The sequence below is a fragment of the Mucilaginibacter sp. genome (assembly GCF_028288105.1).
Classification (GTDB): domain Bacteria; phylum Bacteroidota; class Bacteroidia; order Sphingobacteriales; family Sphingobacteriaceae; genus Mucilaginibacter.
This window is the reverse complement of record NZ_JAQBOI010000325.1, coordinates 1-20,966: the sequence shown is the minus strand read 5'-3', so window position 1 is coordinate 20,966 and position 20,966 is coordinate 1. Positions and strand designations below refer to the sequence as shown.

Sequence of the window (20,966 nt, the reverse complement as noted above, 5' to 3'; positions counted from 1 at the left end):
ACACGCTGTTATCCAGCTTTTTGCTTATCAGTTAAGTTATGTTGTTTTATTTCCTGCAGTTGTATTTCGTAGGCACGCATACGGGCATGCAGAATATCCACCTCGGTACGCAACATTTGTATCTCGGTTATCAGTTTGGCCGAGTCGGGTTTATGGATCATTTTATCGCCGGTGCCCAGTATCAGCCACTCGGGCGAGTACTTTAGCTGAAAACACAGCTTACGGATAAGGTAGTAACTAATGTCTTGCTTTTGGTTAATAACCTTGCTAATAAAACCCTGATCTACACCAATGGCATTCGCAAGCGCAAGTTGACCACCATGCTCCTTCACAATAACCTTTATCCGTTTTACAACTGCTTCGTCAGACATGTTGCAATTATAAACATTTTTAATAAACGTGGTATATTTCAATAAAAATGCTTCATTTTTATTGAGTGTGTTCCATTTTGAAAATGGAACAAGTGGAATAAATGGAATAAGTGGAACATATTAATAATTAGATATTTAACATATTGACCTTTTTATAACTTTAGTCAATTTTAAATTATAAATAATTGATTTATAATATTTTACAATCAAATACGGGTGTTCCATTTTCAGCAAAATGGAACAGAATGGAACAAGGCATGACCAGTACAGTGATAACACCAACCATAGGCAAATTCCTAAAAATATATTCGTTTTATTCTTACAGAAACAAAGGGGTATTACCTTATGGTAACCTTATTTGCATTTTGAGCAGCCATAATTGCCCAAATAATACATCCTACCCATGCCATGATGCCGCCGATTATTGGAATCAGGAAAAAAAGAATGATACCAACAATAAAATTACAATACCACCAAGTATCGACGCATATAATAAGCCGAGCGGTCCGAACAAAAAAGCTAATAAAAAAGCAGTACCAACACTTTTTTGTTTGGCTATAATAATAATTTGAGGTTGGGAAGAATTAGTAGGCTCCATAATTTATGATTAAAGGTTTTTGGTGATTGTTACAGCATTCTACATACTGTAATACAATAGGTTAAATCAAATATTATACATTAATCGTATAAATCAAAATAAAACACAGATTATATTTCCATAACCATATCTCAACATTCAATATGCCTGCGCCAAGCATCTGCATATCTGCACATTTCCCCTATCATCCCTCTGTAAATTCGCCACTACAATTCATTCTTCCAAAGCAAAACCCGTATCTTTGCACACCAAAATAATCATCTATGTTAAAAGGATTTTTTAATGTTCCTGCCCCTGTAAACGAGCCCGTATTAAATTACGGCCCGCGCAGTGTGGAACGTGCAACGCTTAAGGCCGCTTTAACCGAAGCCCGCTCAAAACAGGTTGATATACCTATGTATATTGGCGGTAAAGAAGTTCGTACAGGTAAACTGATGGAACTGCGCCCGCCTCATGATCATAAACATTTATTAGGCACTTTTCATTATGGCGAGAAAAGCCATGTAACTGCTGCTATTGATGCTGCCCTTGCCGCTAAAGCCGACTGGGAAAACCTGCCATGGGAGCAGCGTGCAGCCATATTTTTGAAAGCCGCCGAACTATTGGCCGGCCCTTACCGCGCTACTATTAACGCGGCTACCATGCTTGGCCAAAGCAAGAACGCCTACCAGGCCGAAATTGATGCCGCCTGCGAATTCATAGACTTTTTGCGCTTTAACGTGCAATATATGACCGAGATCTATCAGCAGCAACCGCCTGTATCCGGCAAAGGTGTTTGGAACCGTTTGGAACAACGCCCGCTGGAAGGTTTCGTCTTCGCGCTTACGCCGTTTAACTTTACGGCTATCGCCGGTAACCTGCCATCGTCTGCCGCTATGATGGGTAATGTTGTAGTTTGGAAACCTGCCGATACACAGGTTTATGCCGCTAACGTAATTATGCAGGTGCTAATTGAAGCGGGTTTACCTGCCGGTGTTATCAATCTGATCTACGCTGATGGCCCCGAGGTTGGCGATGTGGTATTTAACCACCCCGATTTTGCAGGGATCCATTTTACAGGTTCTACCAAAGTTTTCCAGCATATATGGCAAACAATTGGCACCAACATACATAAATACAAAACCTACCCACGTATTGTAGGCGAAACCGGTGGTAAGGATTTTGTACTTGCCCACCCAAGCGCCAATGCTGATGCGGTTGCTGTTGCTTTATTGCGCGGCGCTTTTGAATACCAGGGGCAAAAATGTTCTGCCGCCTCTCGTGCTTACATACCTGCAAGCCTATGGCCTGCGGTAAAAGAGCATATGGTACGCGAAATGGCCACTTTTAAAATGGGCCCGGTAGAGGATTTTGAGAACTTTATTAATGCAGTTATCAGCGAGGTATCGTTTGATAAACTGGCTAAATATATTGATGCCGCGAAAGCTGACGATAGCGTTGAAGTTGTTGCCGGTGGTAACTACGATAAAACCAATGGCTGGTTTGTTGAGCCTACCGTTTTAAAGGTGAACGACCCGTACTATGTAACCATGTGCGAGGAATTGTTTGGCCCGGTATTAACAGTTTACGTTTACGAAGACAGCGAGTGGGACAAGATCCTGGATATTGTAGATAAAACATCTATCTACGCGTTAACAGGTGCTATTCTATCGCAAGACCGTTATGCAATTGCCGAGGCTACTACCCGCCTGCGTAATGCGGCCGGTAACTTCTATATTAATGATAAGCCAACCGGTGCGGTTGTAGGCCAGCAGCCATTTGGCGGTGCCCGCGGCTCGGGTACAAACGACAAAGCCGGTTCAATGATAAACCTGCTGCGTTGGGTATCACCACGTACCATCAAAGAAACATTTGATTCACCAAAAGATTACAGGTATCCGTTTTTGGCTAAAGAAGTTTAACCCCCCAGCCCCTGAAGGGGAGGTTTTGAAGAGCATATTATACAGAAAGCCCAATCTTTAATAAGATTGGGCTTTCTGTTTTATCAGAAGTGTTCACGTTCACAGCCGTGAACACCACTGTGAACGCATAAATAACTAATAATGACCAATTTAAAAACAAGCTACTGACGAAACAACGCCACCATTAAATCCAAACATGGCTCAGGCAAACATGCACTATAATATAGTCGGTCACGCTGCACGACCCTGCAAAGATCTGTCATTGCACCTTCAAAGGCCACGGGATTTGATAACTCAGGATGACAATTTACCTTTTCGGTTAATTTCCGTATCTTAACATACGCTTAAAATAACCTAATGTGGAATACCAATACAATATGGTTTGATGTTGCAATAGTGAGTTTTTTATTTCTTCTCGGGCATATGTTTTTAGGCCATTTTGAAGAACGAAGCCCTAAATGGAGAAAACTGGTCAAATACCTGGTAACGGTTTCTATAATCGTCTCGATATCTGTTTTTGCAGGAAGGATGTATGCTTTTATTGCTCTTGGCGTGGCCTTCCTTCCGGTTATTTATATTCATGCCGTATTACTCCCCAAAAAAGGAATAAACGGGTGGACAGGCGAACCAAAATCAAAATATTATGAATTTAGGGGCTGGAGCAAAAATATTTTCGACGATAAAAATATAATTGAGCCCTAACAGCTTGTTAATTACTTAACTTCGTCGCAGGGTCTCACATCGTGGACCCTGCGTTACCTTGCATGCGTCGCAGGGTCTCTTTCAGAAGACCCTGCGACGACGTAAAAAAGGGCCAAAAACATCAATTTTCGGCTCTTTTTTCTATCAAAACACTTTACGCCTTGATTCTTATCCCTTGATTCTATTTTTCAAACCTAAACACCTCATCCATTTTGGAGTTATTGTTGGTACTTACCTTCATATCGGTAATTATGCCGGTACCTAAATCATAAACCCATCCATGTACATTTAGCTCCTGGCCATTTTGCCAGGCATTTTGCACGATGGATGTTTTACACAGGTTGCTTACATTTTCAACCACGTTTAGTTCTACCAGGCGATCGCCGCGTTTTGTTTCGTCGGCAATGGCATCAAGCTCTTGGGCGTGTACGCGGTAAATATCTTTAATATGGCGCAACCAGTTATCTATCAAACCAAATTGTTTGTTGGTCATAGATGCCAGCACGCCACCACAGCCATAATGCCCGGTCACAATAACATGCTTCACCTGCAATACATTAACGGCATAATCCAGCACACTCAACATGCTCATATCTGTATGAATTACCATATTAGCAATGTTGCGGTGCACAAATATTTCGCCGGGGTTAGTGTTGGTTATCTGGTTGGCAGGCACACGGCTGTCTGAGCAGCCTATCCATAAAACGGGCGGTTTTTGTCCGTTGGCCAGCTTTTCAAAATACTGTGGGTCCTCGTTTAAGGTATCGGCAACAAACTGGCGGTTACCATCCAGCAAGCTTTTGTAAGTGATATGGCTGGTATCGTGAATTAACTTAGTAGCGCACATAGGTATGTTTTATTAAGTAGTTTTAATTTTAGCGTTCTTTCTGGAGAACTTCCGCGTTAGTTTGTGTAATGCAATATTTGATACATCGTAATACAATATGGTAAGCAATATTACAGGTATAAAGTAAAATATGGCAAACTCATACAAATTAAAGAAGTATCCGCCAATTATACCACCTAAAAAGTAAAATCCAAGTACAGTAAGGCGAATAAAGATCTTATCCCTTACCACAACGGTCTTTTTTGATTTGGGGTGAAGCCAGTCGGATATATCGCCGCCCAAGTCGGTGAACAATCCTGTGAGGTGCGATGATTTTATCAATCCGCCCGAAACGATGGATACCAGGCTATTCTGTAATCCCATCGAAAACAAAATGGCAGCTATTACAATCTCGCGCTCAGTTTGAGTTTCCTCGTAAAAATGATGCCCGTATATCGCCACAAATAACAAGATGACTATCTCGATAATTACAGGGATAGAATGCGCCCTGTAATAGCTTTTATCCTCCAGCGATCGCACAATAAAGCTGGATAAAAATGCCCCTGCAAAAAACATGAACAGCCAGATGAGGAATACGATGATCTCGGCAAAATTTTGTTCAACAATATGCTTGGCCAGGTTGGCCACATGGCCGGTAATGTTTGATGTAAATGCCAGGAACGCCACCATACCCACCACATTTGTTATGCCCGATACCACAGCCGTTGACGATGCAAGCAGCAGATTTTCCTTTAGTGTACGGTCGCTTTTTGATTGTCTTAGCATATAATACCGGTATTATTTATGGCACAACGTTTTCCGTTTAAACATATATAAATTTTATGCTATTAAAAAACGCTAAATAAAAAACCCCGATTGCATGGCAATCGGGGAATATATAGATAGATATAGGGCTAATTAATGAGCGGCGGTAGCCTCAACATTGTCAAACTCGTACACATAGCCCAGGTTATGCGAGTTGCTGCTGCTTACACCAAGGTCCTTAATAAGGCCCGAACTAATATCAATTACCCAGCCATGCACCTCAAGGTCAGTACGGTTCATCCATGCATTTTGTATGATGGATGTTTTACAAAGATTGTACACCTGCTCGGTAACGTTAAGCTCAACCAGTCGGTTAACCTTCGCTTTATCATCAGTAATACGGTCAAGTTCGTTGGCGTGTAAGCGGTAAACATCTTTAATATGACGCAGCCAGTTATCAATAATGCCAAACTGTTTGTTGCTTAAAGCCGCGGCAACACCACCGCAGCCATAATGGCCGGCAACAATAACGTGTTTTACTTTTAATACGTTAACAGCATAATCAAGTACGCTAAGCATATTCATATCAGAATGCACACAAACATTAGCAATGTTGCGGTGCACAAACACCTCGCCGGGCTGGGTACCGGTAACCTCATTTGCAGGCACGCGGCTGTCTGAGCAGCCTATCCACAATACTTCGGGGCTTTGGCCCTGTGCCAATTTGGTAAAAAATTCCGGGTCTTCTTTTACCCGTTTTGCCACCCACTCGCTGTTATTTTTTTTAAGTTTATTATAGCTGGCGCTCTGTGCCAGCGTAATACTCTTAGTATCTATACCGTTTTTTTCGTTTTTATTTTCTGTATTATTCATGGTAGTTTTATTTATTCGGGTTTATAAATCAGGTCTTTCAAAGGCGGTATATCATACCGTTCCTTTACATCCTTTAGTTGCACAATAATGCCTTTGGTATAAGCATTATGCTTGTAATTGTTTATGATCTCCAGCACATCGGGGTCAATATAGCGCGAGTTTGAACCATCAATAATTACATCGCTGCCTTTTGGCAAACTTGTTAAGGTTATCTGTATAGCGGCCTTGTTTAAAAAGGACACCTCTTCGGCAAGCTTTATGCGGATGGTGTTTTTTTCGCCATTTGGCGCAATGGTGTAGAAGTAAGGGTTACGCAAATTGGTACGTAATATATAAAACACACCTACCAGCATACCAATACCTACACCAATAAGCAAATCGGTAAGTATTACAGCCACAATGGTTACCACAAACGGGATGAATTGATCAAGCCCCTTGTGCCACATGTGTTTAAATAAGCTAATCCTTGCCAGCTTATAACCTACCGTTAATAATATAGCTGCCAAACACGATAGCGGGATCTTATTTAGTAATGATGGTATAGCCAGTAAGCATATCAACAGTAAAAAACCGTGGAATATCGCGCTCATTTTTGTACGCGCGCCTGCATTTACGTTAGCCGATGAACGTACGATTACGGCCGTCATTGGTAAACCGCCTAACATACCGCTCACCAAATTACCCGCACCCTGGGCAACCAGCTCGCGGTTTGTTGGCGATATACGTTTAATAGGGTCAATTTTATCTACCGCTTCCAGGCTTAATAAGGTTTCTAAACTGGCTACAATAGCAATGGTAGCCGCGGTTATCCAAACCTGTTTATCACCTATCCCGCTAAAGTTGGGCGATTTAAACAGGCCGAAAAACTCACCTGTGCTGTTTACCAGTGGTATTTGTACATACTGTTTATCTAAAAGTGCCAAATCTGTCCCTGCAAATAAAGTGGCTAATAATACACCGATTACCACAACCATTAGCGGAGCCGGTACCATAGCCACTTTTTTGATCTTGGGCCAATATATCATCAGCAATAAAGAAACAGTGCTAATAATTAACGCGCCGTAGTTTATCTTGCCTAAAGCATTTAAGATACCCGAAAAGGTATTGCTTGAATCGGCCTGACTAAAACCCTCGTTACCCTCAAAATCCGCATCATAGCCTACCGCATGCGGAAACTGTTTCATGATAAGGATGATACCGATAGCGGCCAACATCCCCTCAATAACCGATGATGGGAAATAGTTGGCAATTGTACCTGCTTTAACTAATCCAAGAATGATCTGGATACCACCGGCCAGGATCAGGGCAAGCAAAAATGCTTCGAACGAGCCAAGGCTGGCTATAGAGTTTAGTACAATTACGGTTAAACCCGCTGCCGGCCCCGCCACGCTTAGTTGCGAACCGCTGAGCGAGCCAATTACAATACCACCAATTATGCCCGATAAAATTCCGGAGAATAAGGGGGCGCCCGATGCCAGTGCTATCCCCAAACATAAGGGTAAGGCCACCAGGAATACTACCAGCCCGGCAGGTATATCTTTTTTTAAGTTTTTAGCAAGAAAATATTTCTTCAGGTTAAGATCGCCGGCGGAAACGCCGCCTTGCTTGATTTGCATAACAATAATTTTATAATGAAACTTTAAATAAACAGCATGTTAAGCAACACCGGTAATGGGTTGAAAACAGCACATAGTTTTCCCACCTGCATTAAAAAAAACAGGGGTGTGTAGTAGCTCACCGGATATTTAAATATCCGGCTAAAAATGTTATGCGTTGGGAGGCGGGGTAGGTACCGTAGGGTGGTAAACCTGTTGATAAAGGGAGTTCTCTAAATTATGCAGTATGTTGGTTTCAACAATAAAGGGCCTGTAAACCACAAGATGGTTAATGCTTTCGTCAAAAAACTTTTTCTCTTTAAAAGTTTCCTTTTCAGGATCCTCTTTTTCGTTTTTAGACTCATGCTCAAGCTGCATAATAACTGCATGAACTGTTTTATTATCAATACATATAAAAACAGACGCAGTAGATATAACCATCTTTACAATAAAGATGCTCATAAATAGTACGACTACCGAATTTTTGAAAATTCTGTTTTTCATGTGATGCAAAGATAAGATTTTTTAAATATGCAAGGTATCATTATGCCGTTTAAAGCTAATCTTACAATATAATTACTAATTTTATCGCTTTACCAATAAACCACATCGTGAACAAAAAGCTGGAAATTTTACAAAAAAAGCGCGATCATGCGCTTGAGGGTGGAGGCGCTGTACGTATTGATAGTCAGCACAAAAAAGGAAAATTAACAGCCCGCGAAAGGCTGCATTTTTTGCTGGACGACGGCTCATTCCAGGAGATAGGAATGCTGGTTTCGCATCGCTCTACCGATTTTGGGATGGAGAAGGAAAAGTACCCCGGCGATGGTGTGGTTACCGGTTATGGTACCGTAAACGGCCGTTTGATTTACGTTTTCTCGCAAGATTTTACCGTTTTTGGGGGATCGCTATCAGAAACTCATGCCGAAAAGATCTGCAAGATAATGGATCTGGCTATGAAGAACGGTGCCCCCGTTGTTGGACTTAACGACTCCGGTGGTGCACGCATCCAGGAAGGCGTAGTATCCCTTGGTGGCTACGCCGATATATTTTACCGCAACACAATGGCCAGTGGCGTTGTGCCGCAAATATCGGCCATTATGGGGCCATGTGCCGGTGGCGCGGTGTATTCGCCTGCTATTACCGATTTTATTTTGATGGTTGAGCATACCTCATACATGTTTGTTACCGGCCCCAACGTGGTTAAAACGGTAACGCATGAAGTGGTAACATCTGAAGAATTAGGTGGTGCAAATACGCATGCAACAAAAAGTGGCGTTACACATTTTGCTTGTGCTAACGAGATAGAGGCTATCAATCATGTTAAAAAACTACTGAGTTACATGCCGCAAAACTGCGAGGACCGTGCCCCTGCCCTTCCTTACGAGGTGAAGAACGAGGAACGCCCTGCACTAACCGATATTTTACCCGAGAATATTTCACAGCCTTATGATATCCGCGAGGTTATTGAGCAGGTGATTGATGACGCATCGTTCCTGGAAGTTCATAAAGATTTTGCCGAGAATATTGTGGTGGGCTTTGCCCGCTTGGCTGGCCGTAGTATTGGTATAGTTGCTAATCAGCCCGCGTTTTTAGCGGGGGTGCTGGATATAAACTCATCAACCAAGGGCGCGCGTTTTGTGCGTTTCTGCGATAGCTTTAATATACCATTATTGGTTTTTGAAGATGTACCGGGCTTTTTACCGGGTACCGACCAGGAGTGGAATGCCATTATCACCAACGGCGCTAAACTGCTATACGCTTTCTGTGAGGCTACCGTGCCGCGCATTACCGTAATCACCCGTAAAGCCTATGGTGGTGCTTACGATGTAATGAACTCCAAACACATTGGTGCTGATATGAACTACGCCTGGCCAAGTGCCGAGATCGCAGTAATGGGGGCCAAAGGCGCTGCCGAGATCATCTTTAAACGCGAAATAACCACAGCCGAAGACCCGGAAGCCAAATGGCGCGAAAAAGAAGAACAGTACGCTACCATCTTCGCCAATCCATACCGTGCCGCCGAGCGTGGTTTCATCGACGAGGTGATTGCTCCGGCTGAAACCCGCATCAAACTTATCCACGCCTTTAAGATGCTGGAAAATAAGGTGGTGAATAACCCGAAGAAGAAGCATGGGAATATCCCGTTGTAAGGAAATTAGAAGCAAGGACCAGGTGCGACTCCCTCCCAGCGGGAGGGTGCAGGGAGGGGTTTAGTGGAGCGATAAACAGCATTTAAACCCCTCCCTGCCACAACACTCTCCTGCACACCCCTCCCCTGGGAGGGAATTAAAAAAGAAAAAAGTTTCATGCTTTCCATCGAACAAATAACACCTCAACTAACCTGGCGCCTGCGTAGGGATATATTGTACCCGGGCGAGTACATGCACGATATGGAGATGGAGGAGGATAACCACGGGTATCACTTTGGGGCTTTTGAGGATAATGCTTTGGTTGGCGTGGTATCGTTGTTTCAGCATGGCAGCGATTGGCAATTTCGAAAGTTTGCGGTAACAACTAATACACAAAAACGGGGCATTGGTACACAATTATTATCCTATATAACCGATTTTGTTGAGCGGGAAAATGGCACCCGGCTTTGGTGTAATGCAAGGCTATCTGCCATTGGTTTTTATACCAAATTTGGCTTCAGCGAAACCGGTGCTATCTTCCATAAAAACGGCCTTGATTATGTTATAATGGAGAAAAACCTGCCATTAAAATAAAAAAAGTCAGTTCGCCTTGCGCAAACTGACCTTTACTAACTAACTAAATTAACTGATCTTTTTATTACGTCGCAAAGGTGTGCTTACATTATAAAGTAAATGTTAAGTTATAAATAAGGTTGTACTGCTTTTTACAGATGTTGCTTCATTATCAACAGCTTTATTATATTTGCCCACGGCTATTCCCCGATAGCATTATTACATAAACGCAAATGGCAAAAAAGAAACAAGAAGTTGAGCAGCAAGCTGCTATAGTAAATGAAACCTCATTAGCTTTTTTTGAAAAATATATTAATAACCCTTCTCCAACCGGTTTTGAGTGGAAAGGCCAGGAGCTTTGGCTGGAGTATTTAAAACCTTATATAGACGATCATTTTGTAGATAATTATGGTACGGCGGTTGGTGTTATCAACCCGCAGGCCGAATACAAAGTAGTTATTGAAGCACACGCCGACGAGATCTCGTGGTTTGTGAACTATATTACTACCGATGGTTTGATCTACGTTATCCGTAACGGCGGCTCTGATCATCAGATAGCCCCATCAAAACGTGTTGACATTCATACCGATAACGGTATTGTTAAAGCTGTTTTTGGCTGGCCTGCAATCCACACCCGTTTAGGTGGCGAAAAGGAAGAAGCTCCAACCCTGAAAAACATATTTTTAGATTGCGGCTGCACCAGTAAAGAGGAAGTAGAGAAATTAGGCATCCACGTAGGTTGCGTTATTACCTACGAAGATGAGTTTATGGTGCTGAACAACCGCTACTATGTTGGCCGCGCGCTGGATATCCGTGCCGGTGGTTTCATGATTGCCGAGGTTGCCCGGTTGCTTAAAGAGAACAACATTAAACTTCCGTTTGGTTTATATATTGTAAATGCCGTACAAGAAGAAATTGGCTTACGTGGCGCCGAAATGATAGCCCACCGCATTAAACCAAACGTGGCCATTGTTACCGATGTTACCCACGATACAGGCACCCCTATGATAAACAAGATAACCCAGGGCGATCTGGCTTGTGGTAAGGGCCCTGTTATATCATACGCTCCTGCGGTGCAAAACAACTTGAACAAGTTGCTTATAGAATCGGCACAGAAAGCTAATATCCCCTTCCAGCGCCAAGCGTCGAGCAGGTCTACGGGTACAGATACCGATGCTTTTGCCTATTCAAATGACGGCGTTCCATCGGCATTAATATCCTTACCGCTGCGCTATATGCATACCACGGTAGAGATGATCCACAAAGAGGATGTTGATAATGTAATACGCCTTATTTACGAGGTTTTACTAAACATTAAGAACGGCCAGGACTTTAGGTACATTAAATAAATTTTTAAAACATTTATACACATTTATCATTGTGTATTACAAAAAACATCTAAACCTACTTTTAGCATGAAACCTACATTATTAATATTGGCCGCGGGAATGGCCAGCCGATATGGCAGCATGAAACAAGTTGATGGCTTTGGCCCTAATGGCGAAACCATTATTGATTACTCTATATACGATGCTATTAAAGCAGGTTTTGGAAAAGTTAGCTTTATCATTCGCGAGGAGTTTGCAGAGCCCTTTAAAGCCATATTTGAGCCAAAATTAAAAGGACGTATCGAAACCGATTACGTATACCAGAGCTTTGATCTGGAGCCTTTTGGTATCACCGAACAAATTGAAAGGGCAAAACCATGGGGTACGGCGCATGCTGTATTAGCTGCACGGAACCAAATAAACGAGCCTTTTTGCGTTATCAATGCTGATGACTTTTACGGCTATGATGCTTACGAAAAAATGGCCAAATTTCTTACTACCGAAATAACTGATGATAAATATGCTATTATAGGTTACCAGGTCGACCGTACTTTATCTGACCATGGCACGGTATCTCGCGGTGTTTGTAAGGTAGAAAATGGCAACATGGTTGCCATTAACGAGCGTTTAAAAGTATACTTTAAAGAAGATGGCTCTGTAGCTTATGAAGATAATGGCGAAGAATTTCCGTTAGATCCTGAAACCCGTGTCTCTATGAATTTCTGGGGCTTCACCCCTGCCGTATTCAAACAAAGCGAGGCCCTGTTCAAAGAGTTTGTTGAAGCTAATAAGAACAATCCAAAATCAGAGTTCTTTATCCCTTTAGTGGCCGATGAACTGATCAAGAATGGCACAGCTACATTCAAGGTTATCCCAACATCAACCAAATGGTTTGGCGTTACCTATAAAGAAGATAAGCCTATTGTTCAAAAATCAATATCAGAATTGGTGGAGAACGGTACCTACCCAAGCAATTTATGGACCTAAAACTTTAATAGTAAACAACAAAAAAATCCCGCCTTACCGCGGGATTTTTTTGTTTCATCCCCCCAATATGTAACCATCTTGTTAGGTAACACGATAATTAACGCTTTGCCATTCACCTAAGTAAATAGTTGAAATCGCTTTTCTATATTTATCCTCTTAACCATTAACATGTAGCTAATATGAGCTAAACAAGCCGGATATGAACAAATCTCCGGGTACTAATTCTCATTACAAAGCGGATGAAATTGCTTTTAAATCCACTTTTTTTAATTATTAGGACTATTAAATAATTTTAAATTATCATTTATTTAAACTAACTTAATGATCTGAAAGGTTGTTAGTGACCACCATAAATCTATTATCGTAATAATGAACCACTTGAATGATTTTAATTTGATTCTTCTAAATAGAATTAAACATTTCTTTTCTTGTAACGTATAAGATTGCTTTAACGTAACATTTAATAAATATTAAGCAAACCATTTCATAATATCAACGTAATTAGTTAATACATCATAGTAGGAAAAAATTGAGCCATATAGCTAAATCCCCCAGCACCTATTGCCCAAAATGTGGCAATTTATTTCATCACCAATTGCATAGAACCTGGATTGTAAAAAATCTGTTTTTCTTTTTACCCCTAAAAAGATATTTCTGTGCTAATTGCAAAAAATCAAGGTATATCGTTAAAAAACAAGCTTAATTTCATTATAATTTCATTTTGGTATAAGTATTGCTGTTATAAGTAACTATAATACATACAGATACTTATTTATACCTATATGAGACGGATATTAGCTGTGGATGATGATCACGATATATTAGAAGTACTTCAGTTTATACTTGAGGATTCGGGTTATAAAGTAGACACTCTTTCTGATGGGCATTATTTAATGGATACTATACGGGACAAACACCCGGATCTAATATTGCTTGACATTATGCTTGGCAACATGGATGGACGCGAGCTTTGCAAAGCAATTAAAAAACAAGCTACCACGCATAATATTCCTATTATAATGATATCTGCAAGCCACAATATTGGTAATACCCTAAACCAGGAAAATGGCCCCAATGATTTTATAGCAAAACCCTTTGATATTAATGTATTGCTTAAGTCTATAAAAAAGAATCTGGCAGCACCCGCCGCGGCTTAAAGGGTTTTTACTTTTATCCCCAGCTCAAGCAATTCTTTATCTATCCTATTATTCCACAATTGCTGCTGGTAGGTGTTTCTGCTATGCGCGGTTTCATCGTCATATTGTTTCTGCAGCTTATTCATTTCTCTTAAAGCATCAAGGTATGCCATATTTATAGTACCATCATAATTATCCGCCGGTAAGTTTTCGGCTGCTATATTCCGCTTAAAATGCTCGGCTACCAGCCGGGCAATATCAAAGTGGCGCTGCTCGTGGTTTAAACTGTAATCGTTTTGGTCTGCCGTGCTTACCCAGCAAGCGCTTTTAGGCACATATATTTTTAGGGCAAGGGTTACATTTACAACGCTGTTTGCCACCTTTACATTTTCGTCGTACCCTAATCCCGCAAAAACCTCGGCTCCATTCCTGCTGTTGGCTGTTGGCTTCCCAATAAAATCAGTCCATTTTAAAGGTCGTTTAACATTGTAATATATGGTATCACCTTCTACAGGTTCAGTATATTCGGTAAACCTTACTTTAACACTTTTGGCCAGCTTAATATTACTACCTGCCTGTGCATCCACCCAGTTATTTAAATAAGCCATGCTGTTACTTAGCGCGCTCCTTAACAATGGCTCAATTTGCTGTGCCGGGCCGGGCTTACGCTGATAGGTTGTGTTGGTATTATAATCAACTAAATGCACAAGGTCATCACCCCGTTGCAAATGAAAAGATATAGACAGTTTAATATCACCCTTAACTGTACCGCCATTAACAGGCGCTTCGGTAACATTTAAAGCCTTTAGCTTTACAACTATGGGGCGCAGGCTTTTATTAACAGGTAAGCTATAGCTAACAAAATTCTTTATAGCTGCTGTACCACCTTTTAGGTCGATACTATAAGTTTCTGCGGGTTTACCCGGAAGGTTTGTTATTGATTGCAGGCTGCCTATAGTGGTAATATCCTTTCGCCCGTCGATAACGGCGGCTATATAAAATTCTTTTGGGATTATTTTAAGGGCCTGGTTTTGTAAGGTAATGTAGGTAACCGGCTGCATACCGGTTTTAAATGCAGATATGCCAAACATCAAACTACATAAAAAGAAAACCGACAATAACTTTTGTAACATGCTATTAACCAAACGCTTTAATAGCTTCAATTATTTTTAATATTTTACAATTGCTGTTGATAACTTTACAAAAATATTATCCTCATATTTAAAGTTTTCCACAAGCATACCACCGGCATTAGCGGCATCGTTTAAAAAAAGTGCTTATCCACATTTGTTAATTACTAATGTGGATTGCATTTTTGCGTTTAGCTATTTTAGCACCATCATTAATGCCTTTATGATTAAACTTAAATACATCGCCCTTATTGCTCCGGTATTTTTAGCCCTGCCAACACTGGCGCAGCAAAACCCATCATTCCACACTAACCGCACCTATCAAAATGCGAATAATTTGCTGGCAATGGGTAAATATGCTGCCGCTGCCGAGCAATACCGTTTGGTTGAGCAAGTAAGATTAAAGACCGGCCAGCAATCAAAATTTGAATCGGAGCTGTCTTTATTAAAAGAGAACTCGCAATATTATGAGGCGCTTTGCGCACTGGAACTGGGTAATGATGATGCCGAAAGCATGTTTACCCGCTTTATAAAAGAGCACCCCGAAAACCCGCTTACCAAACAAGCTTACTTCCAGGTGGGTAAAGCATACTTTAAACAAGGCAAGTATGACGAGGCCCTGGTTTGGTTCAACAAAGTTGACGCGGTTGACTTGAATGGCGCTCAAAACACCGAGTATAAATTCAGGAAAGGTTATGCCTATTTTGTTACCAACGATTATAAGAACGCGCAATTAATGTTTGGCGAGGTGAAAAATAAACGATCGCCTTTTACTGACGATGCCACTTATTACTTCGCTTACATATCCTATTTAAATAAGGACTACCATTTAGCGTTATTAAATTTCGAAAAGCTTAAAAATTCTAAAAAATACGAGAACAGCTACCCTTATTATATTACAGCCGTTTACTTTTTAGATAAGCGGTACGATGATGTAATTAACTACGCCATCCCTATTATTAACCGCACTAAACAGCAACACGAAACCGAGATGCTGCGTATTATTGGTGCATCGTATTTTGCAAAAGCTAATTATGATAAAGCGGTTGAATATTACGGCCGTTTTGAAGATGCCGATAAGGGTAGCACACAAAACACACAGGATAGCTATCAAATAGGATATGCTTATTATAAAGTAGGCAACAACGGCAAAGCTGCAACCATATTAGAGAAACTGGTTGCCCAAAATGATAATTACAGCCAAAGCGGTAGTTATACCCTGGGCGATGTGTTCCTTAAAATGAACAACAAGCAAAGCGCCCGTAACGCTTTCTTAACTGCATCAAGGTTAAATTATGATAAGCAATTGCAGGAGGATGCCTTGTACCAATATGCCAAGCTATCCTACGAGCTCGATTTTAACAACGAAGCGCTTATTGCAACCCGTGCTTATTTAAAAAACTATCCACGATCTACCCGTAACGATGAAGTGAAGATCTTACTGGGCGAAGCATTGCTTAATTCAAAGAACTATAAAGAAGCCGTTGAAATATTAGAGCCGATACCAAATAAATCGCAAAGCGCGCAAATAGCTTATCAAAAAGTAACCTATTACCGCGGGTTGGAGTTTTATAATGAACGTGCATTTGAGAACGCGATTGGTATATTCCTTCGCTCGCTGCAAAACCCGGTAGATAGCAAGGTAAAAGCCTTAACCCTTTACTGGATGGCCGAATCAATGTACGAGGTGCGTAAATACACCGAGTCGGTTGAAAACTTTGAGGAGTTTTTATCCATGCCCGAATCTAAGGAGACAGACGTTGCCAACTTCGCCAATTATGCGCTGGCCTACGCTGCCTTTTATGATGAGCAGTATAGTAAGGCAGCCAAATATTTTGAACGCTTTTTACGAGGTGACGTAAAAGACCAGGCCACCGAAAACGACGCGATAAGCAGGCTGGGTGATAGTTATTTCGGGATGAAAAGCTATAGCAGCGCTTTACAGAACTATAACCGCATTATTGAGCGCCACAGCCAGGGGCAGGAATATGCCTTGTTTCAGCGCGGTATTATTCAGGGCTTACAGGGTAACCCCGATGCCAAAATAGCAACGCTGAACAGCCTGCTTAGCCAGTTCCCAAATTCGGACTATGCTGATGACTCGGCGTTTGAGATAGCTTACGCTTACTTCCTGAAAAATGATGGCGAACGCGCTAAATCAGACTTGAACGCTATGATACAGAAGTATCCGCACAGTAGTTATGTACCGCGCGCTATAACCACCATAGGTTTGGTAGATTACAATGCGGGCAATGACGAGGCCGCTACCGAATCGTTTAAAAAAGTGGTTGCAGATTACTCATCTTCGGATGAAGCCAAACAGGCGTTAAAACAGGTTGAAAAGATCTACACCGATAAGGGCGATGCACAATCATTCTTAACTTATGCCAATTCAACCGCGATTGGTAACTACAGCAGTGCCGAGCAGGAAAGTATTATGTATACCGCCGCTAACAACCTTTATTTAAAAGGCGACTGGCAGGGAACAGTAAATGCAGTAAATGCTTACTTCGACAAATTCCCAACCAAACAGATCTACGAAAAACAATCGAGGTTTATACGTGCGCAGGGCCTAAGTAACCTGGGCAAGACAGAGGAGGCCGTTGTAGATTACAACGTTATCCTGAACGATTGGACAAGCGCTTACAGCGAAAAAGCGCTGATCAGCATGGCTAAATTATACATGAGCCAGAAGAAGTATAACGATGCTATTGTGTTCCTGAAAAGGCTGGAAACAAACTCGGAATACAAAGCCGATTACAGCTTTGCGGTTAACAACCTGCTGTTATGCTACTCGCAGATAAACATGCCAGATGATGTGCTTAAATATGTTAAGCTGGTACGTGAGAACGAAAAATCATCACAGGAAGATAAGTTTAAGACCGGGTTATATGCCGGTAAAGCCTACTTGCAAAGAGGCGATACTACTGCAGCTGTTAAAGAGCTAAACTACACTGTTACTAATACCAAAACCATTGCAGCAGCCGAGGCTAAATACAATATTGCCAATATTGAATATTTGCAGGGTAAGTATAAAACATCGCAAAAAACCTGCTTCGATCTGGTTAAGGATTTACCTAATTACGATTATTGGGTAGCTAAAACCTATATTTTATTGGCTGATAACTATGTTGGCCTAAAAGATAACTTCCAGGCAAAAGCTACACTGCAAAGTATTATTGAGAACTATAAAGGCGACGATGATATTTTGACCACTGCCCGCCAAAAAATGAATGTACTTGAACCGCAGAAGGCCAAACAGGAAAAACCTGCTGAAACCAAACCGGTAGAAGAAGAAAAACCTGCAGCAACAACACCGGACACTACAAAACAGGATACTACCAAACCGGCTGCAACCGAACCAACTAAACAGGAAAACAAAGAACAATAGAAAGAGACAAGCAATGAATTTAAAATACACCATAGCACTGCTTACCTTATTAACGGTATTTTACTTTGTTCCTGCCAGCGCACAAACAAAGAAGACGACGACGACTAAAAAACAGCCGGCTAAAACCACGCAGAAACCTGCGGCAAAAACAAAAGCCCCGGCCAAAGGCACTACTGCGCAAAAAGCCAGTGCAAAAAACTTAGGCGATGCTGCCTCAAAGGTACCGGCTGCTGATACTACAAAAAAAGGCGGACAGAACAATCCTGTGAATAATAACAGCAGCCTGGCCGAAGAGATAGTGGTTACCACATCATACAAACCGGTATTGGCCGAGGCTGTAAAAATTCGCCGAAACCCCGATCTGGAGGATAAAACACCCTACAAGGCGCCTTTAAACTATACACCTTTAGATAAAAAGCTTGCCCAGGATAATAACATCCGCCAGCTGGAAGCTATGAAAAGGCCCGCCGAACAAGACTCTGCCCAACTGAATAATTTTGCTAAAGTTGGTTTTGGAAGCATGAAAACCACCTTTGCCGAAGGCTACTTTGGTAACGGACCAGATGAAGCTCTCCAAGTTGGTGGTTATGTTAAACACCTTGCACAATCTGGCGGTTCTATAGATAAGCAGAACGATAGCCGCCAGGAAGTTGGCGTGTTTGGCAAAAGCATAAACGCAGAAAATACGCTTACTGGTCGTTTAAATTATAAACGCCACCAAACTTATTTCTATGGTATTGATCAGAATAACCCGCCGGTAGATTTTAACCCTGCAAAACAAACCTTTAACACCTTTGGCGCCGAAGGCGAAATAGCCAAGAACTTTAAAGATGAAGAAAATGCCTTTACCTATGCTGCAAAGTTTAAAGGGTATATATTCAACAATGCGTTTAGTGCAAAAGAAAGTAACGTTGTAGTAAGTGGTTTTTTAAACAAAACTGTTAAACAGTTTTATGCGGGCTTAAGCGCGTCTTTAGACCTGGGTACGCAAAAAGATGTTCTTTATTCAAATAACAACAGCATAATAAGGGCTAACCCTTACATCAAGTTCCAGGGCGATAACTATAAAATTGACGCGGGCATAAACATTGCCAAGGAGTTTGGCGTGTCTGATCGCTTTTTCATATTCCCTGCCGCGAAGCTGGAGTTTCAGGTAGTGCCTAAGTATGTACGCCTGTTTGCCGAAGCAAAGGGCGATATCAATCGTGCATCAATAAAAGACTTCACCGAAACAAACCCTTTCCTGGGCGAGAATATCAATCTTATCAATTCGGTAGATAAGTTGGATATCACCCTGGGGCTAAAAGGAACCCTGGCACCCGGACTTGGCTTTAAAGCTGCCGTATATCGCAATAGCATAAAAAACCTGCCGCTATTTGTAAGCAACTTTGCCACTACATTTAACAAGTACCAGGTAATATACGATAATGGTGATACACGTGTAAGCGGTTTTAACGGCGAACTTGATTTTAAAGCAAGCGAAGATGTAAACGTATATGGCCGTGTAGAATTTAAAGATTACAAAATGGCCAGCGAAGCACAGCCATGGAACCTGCCTAAATTTATATTAACCGCGGGTACAAGCATCCATATTAACGATAAGGTTGATATCAACGGTTCATTAATGTTCCGCGGTTCAACACAAGACCCATTGTTGGTTACAGGCAGCACTGCAGAGAACCCTATTTATACCAAAATCGCATCATTTGCTGATTTAAGCGGTGGTGTTACTTATAAAGTAAACAAACAGTTATCAGTATTTGCACAGGCCAATAATATATTGAATGCAACCAGCAAAACATGGGTTTATTACCCAAATTACGGGTTTAATATATTCGGCGGGATTGGTTATGCGTTTTAAGCATTTTGATGTTTTATAATTATCAGTACTTTTAGCGAATGGATGTAGGCTACTTTATAAGCGAACTGCTGGCGCAACATGGAAACCTAAGCGTACCGGGTTTAGGCAATTTTACGCATACACGTATAAATGGTCATTATGATGAGAAGGAGGGTAAATTATACCCCCCTACTTATAGTGTGCAGTTCGATCCGCAATCAGTAGATGATGTAACTTTAGCACAATACATTGCCGATAAAAAGAACATCTCGCTTGCATCATCCAAGTACTTTACCGATAAATTTATCAATAACGTAAAGCTACAGGCACAGTCTGCCGAAGCCCCGCTTGCAGACATGGGCTGGTTCTATACACAAGATGCACAATTGTTTTTTAGGCCAAATACGGATGTTAGTACTGATCCGGATTTTTTTGGATATCAGCCTGTAAAGCTTTATAAACTGGGTACTGTAACTGCCGATATGCCTGCCACATCTACAGAAAATTATGCAGCGCCCGTAGCTATCGCTGTCCCGGTGGAGGCAAATAATAAGTCAGAAGAGTTTGAGATAGACGAGGAATATGAGGCCGATATTGTTAAGCAAAGTCACAAAAGGCGAAGAAACTCTATCCTTACATTTGTAACGCTGGTGGTATTATTTACGGCCCTTGCTGTATACTTGGTTAACAAGTACAATCCATCGATATTTGGTTTGCAGGGCCCAAAACCTAAAGCAAGTAAAACCGAAACGGTAGTTAATGCCAAGGTGGTGCCTATTGAAGATTCTACTGCGAAAGATACGGCCAAAACAAGTGTT

At 41.5% G+C, this 20,966-nt stretch carries 17 protein-coding genes; 10 read left to right on the top strand and 7 right to left on the bottom strand.

The annotated features are described in order from the left end of the window. Window positions 1–8: 8 nt before the first annotated feature. Window positions 9–371 carry a helix-turn-helix transcriptional regulator gene (locus JWQ85_RS21490; RefSeq protein ID WP_299471668.1) on the bottom strand — a complete coding sequence of 121 codons (363 nt, stop codon included), beginning with the start codon at window positions 369–371 and terminating at the stop codon, window positions 9–11. Window positions 372–1,232: 861 nt separating this feature from the next. Here JWQ85_RS21490 and pruA point away from each other — a divergent pair. Next, window positions 1,233–2,870 (top strand): L-glutamate gamma-semialdehyde dehydrogenase, encoded by a 1,638-nt coding sequence (pruA, locus tag JWQ85_RS21485; RefSeq protein ID WP_299471666.1) that lies wholly within the window; start codon window positions 1,233–1,235, stop codon window positions 2,868–2,870. 357 nt (window positions 2,871–3,227) lie between these two features. Then, window positions 3,228–3,572 (top strand): hypothetical protein, encoded by a 345-nt coding sequence (locus tag JWQ85_RS21480; protein WP_299471664.1) that lies wholly within the window; start codon window positions 3,228–3,230, stop codon window positions 3,570–3,572. A gap of 181 nt (window positions 3,573–3,753) precedes the next feature. Here JWQ85_RS21480 and can (JWQ85_RS21475) read toward each other — a convergent pair whose 3' ends face one another. From can (JWQ85_RS21475) to JWQ85_RS21455, 5 genes are all read right to left on the bottom strand, one after another. Next, window positions 3,754–4,419 (bottom strand): carbonate dehydratase, encoded by a 666-nt coding sequence (gene can, locus JWQ85_RS21475; RefSeq protein WP_299471662.1) that lies wholly within the window; start codon window positions 4,417–4,419, stop codon window positions 3,754–3,756. 12 nt (window positions 4,420–4,431) lie between these two features. Next, window positions 4,432–5,184 carry a YoaK family protein gene (locus JWQ85_RS21470; RefSeq protein WP_299471660.1) on the bottom strand — a complete coding sequence of 251 codons (753 nt, stop codon included), beginning with the start codon at window positions 5,182–5,184 and terminating at the stop codon, window positions 4,432–4,434. 132 nt (window positions 5,185–5,316) lie between these two features. Further along, window positions 5,317–6,036, bottom strand: a complete 720-nt coding sequence (can, locus tag JWQ85_RS21465; RefSeq protein WP_299471658.1) for a carbonate dehydratase — start codon at window positions 6,034–6,036, stop codon at window positions 5,317–5,319. An 11-nt stretch (window positions 6,037–6,047) separates the two neighbouring features. Further along, complete coding sequence (locus JWQ85_RS21460; RefSeq protein WP_299471656.1) at window positions 6,048–7,652, bottom strand: SulP family inorganic anion transporter; 1,605 nt, start codon at window positions 7,650–7,652, stop codon at window positions 6,048–6,050. A 150-nt stretch (window positions 7,653–7,802) separates the two neighbouring features. Beyond that, window positions 7,803–8,135 (bottom strand): hypothetical protein, encoded by a 333-nt coding sequence (locus tag JWQ85_RS21455; RefSeq protein ID WP_299471654.1) that lies wholly within the window; start codon window positions 8,133–8,135, stop codon window positions 7,803–7,805. A gap of 107 nt (window positions 8,136–8,242) precedes the next feature. Here JWQ85_RS21455 and JWQ85_RS21450 point away from each other — a divergent pair, with 107 nt between their 5' ends. The 5 genes from JWQ85_RS21450 to JWQ85_RS21430 all read left to right on the top strand — a co-directional run bounded on the left by JWQ85_RS21450 (window position 8,243) and on the right by JWQ85_RS21430 (window position 13,808). After that, complete coding sequence (locus JWQ85_RS21450; RefSeq protein ID WP_299471652.1) at window positions 8,243–9,784, top strand: acyl-CoA carboxylase subunit beta; 1,542 nt, start codon at window positions 8,243–8,245, stop codon at window positions 9,782–9,784. A 156-nt stretch (window positions 9,785–9,940) separates the two neighbouring features. Beyond that, entirely contained in the window at window positions 9,941–10,357 is a 417-nt protein-coding gene (locus tag JWQ85_RS21445; protein ID WP_299471650.1) for a GNAT family N-acetyltransferase, read from the top strand. A gap of 212 nt (window positions 10,358–10,569) precedes the next feature. Beyond that, window positions 10,570–11,685 (top strand): M42 family metallopeptidase, encoded by a 1,116-nt coding sequence (locus JWQ85_RS21440; protein ID WP_299471648.1) that lies wholly within the window; start codon window positions 10,570–10,572, stop codon window positions 11,683–11,685. A gap of 66 nt (window positions 11,686–11,751) precedes the next feature. Then, on the top strand, window positions 11,752–12,651 hold the full coding sequence (locus tag JWQ85_RS21435) for a sugar phosphate nucleotidyltransferase (protein ID WP_299471646.1): 900 nt from the start codon (window positions 11,752–11,754) through the stop codon (window positions 12,649–12,651). A gap of 782 nt (window positions 12,652–13,433) precedes the next feature. Beyond that, window positions 13,434–13,808, top strand: coding sequence for a response regulator (locus JWQ85_RS21430; protein WP_299471644.1), 375 nt, complete (start codon window positions 13,434–13,436; stop codon window positions 13,806–13,808). On the opposite strand, the gene JWQ85_RS21425 is transcribed toward JWQ85_RS21430, so the two are convergent. Continuing rightward, window positions 13,805–14,878, bottom strand: a complete 1,074-nt coding sequence (locus tag JWQ85_RS21425) for a hypothetical protein (protein ID WP_299471642.1) — start codon at window positions 14,876–14,878, stop codon at window positions 13,805–13,807. The genes JWQ85_RS21430 and JWQ85_RS21425 overlap by 4 nt on opposite strands. Window positions 14,879–15,140: 262 nt before the next feature. Between JWQ85_RS21425 and JWQ85_RS21420 the strand changes: the two genes are divergently transcribed. The 3 genes from JWQ85_RS21420 to JWQ85_RS21410 all read left to right on the top strand — a co-directional run. Then, window positions 15,141–18,308, top strand: coding sequence for a tetratricopeptide repeat protein (locus JWQ85_RS21420; RefSeq protein WP_299471640.1), 3,168 nt, complete (start codon window positions 15,141–15,143; stop codon window positions 18,306–18,308). Window positions 18,309–18,321: 13 nt separating this feature from the next. After that, window positions 18,322–20,169, top strand: coding sequence for a TonB-dependent receptor (locus JWQ85_RS21415; protein WP_299471638.1), 1,848 nt, complete (start codon window positions 18,322–18,324; stop codon window positions 20,167–20,169). 38 nt (window positions 20,170–20,207) lie between these two features. Continuing rightward, a partial coding sequence (locus JWQ85_RS21410; RefSeq protein ID WP_299471636.1) for a hypothetical protein occupies window positions 20,208–20,966 on the top strand: 759 nt, incomplete at its 3' end.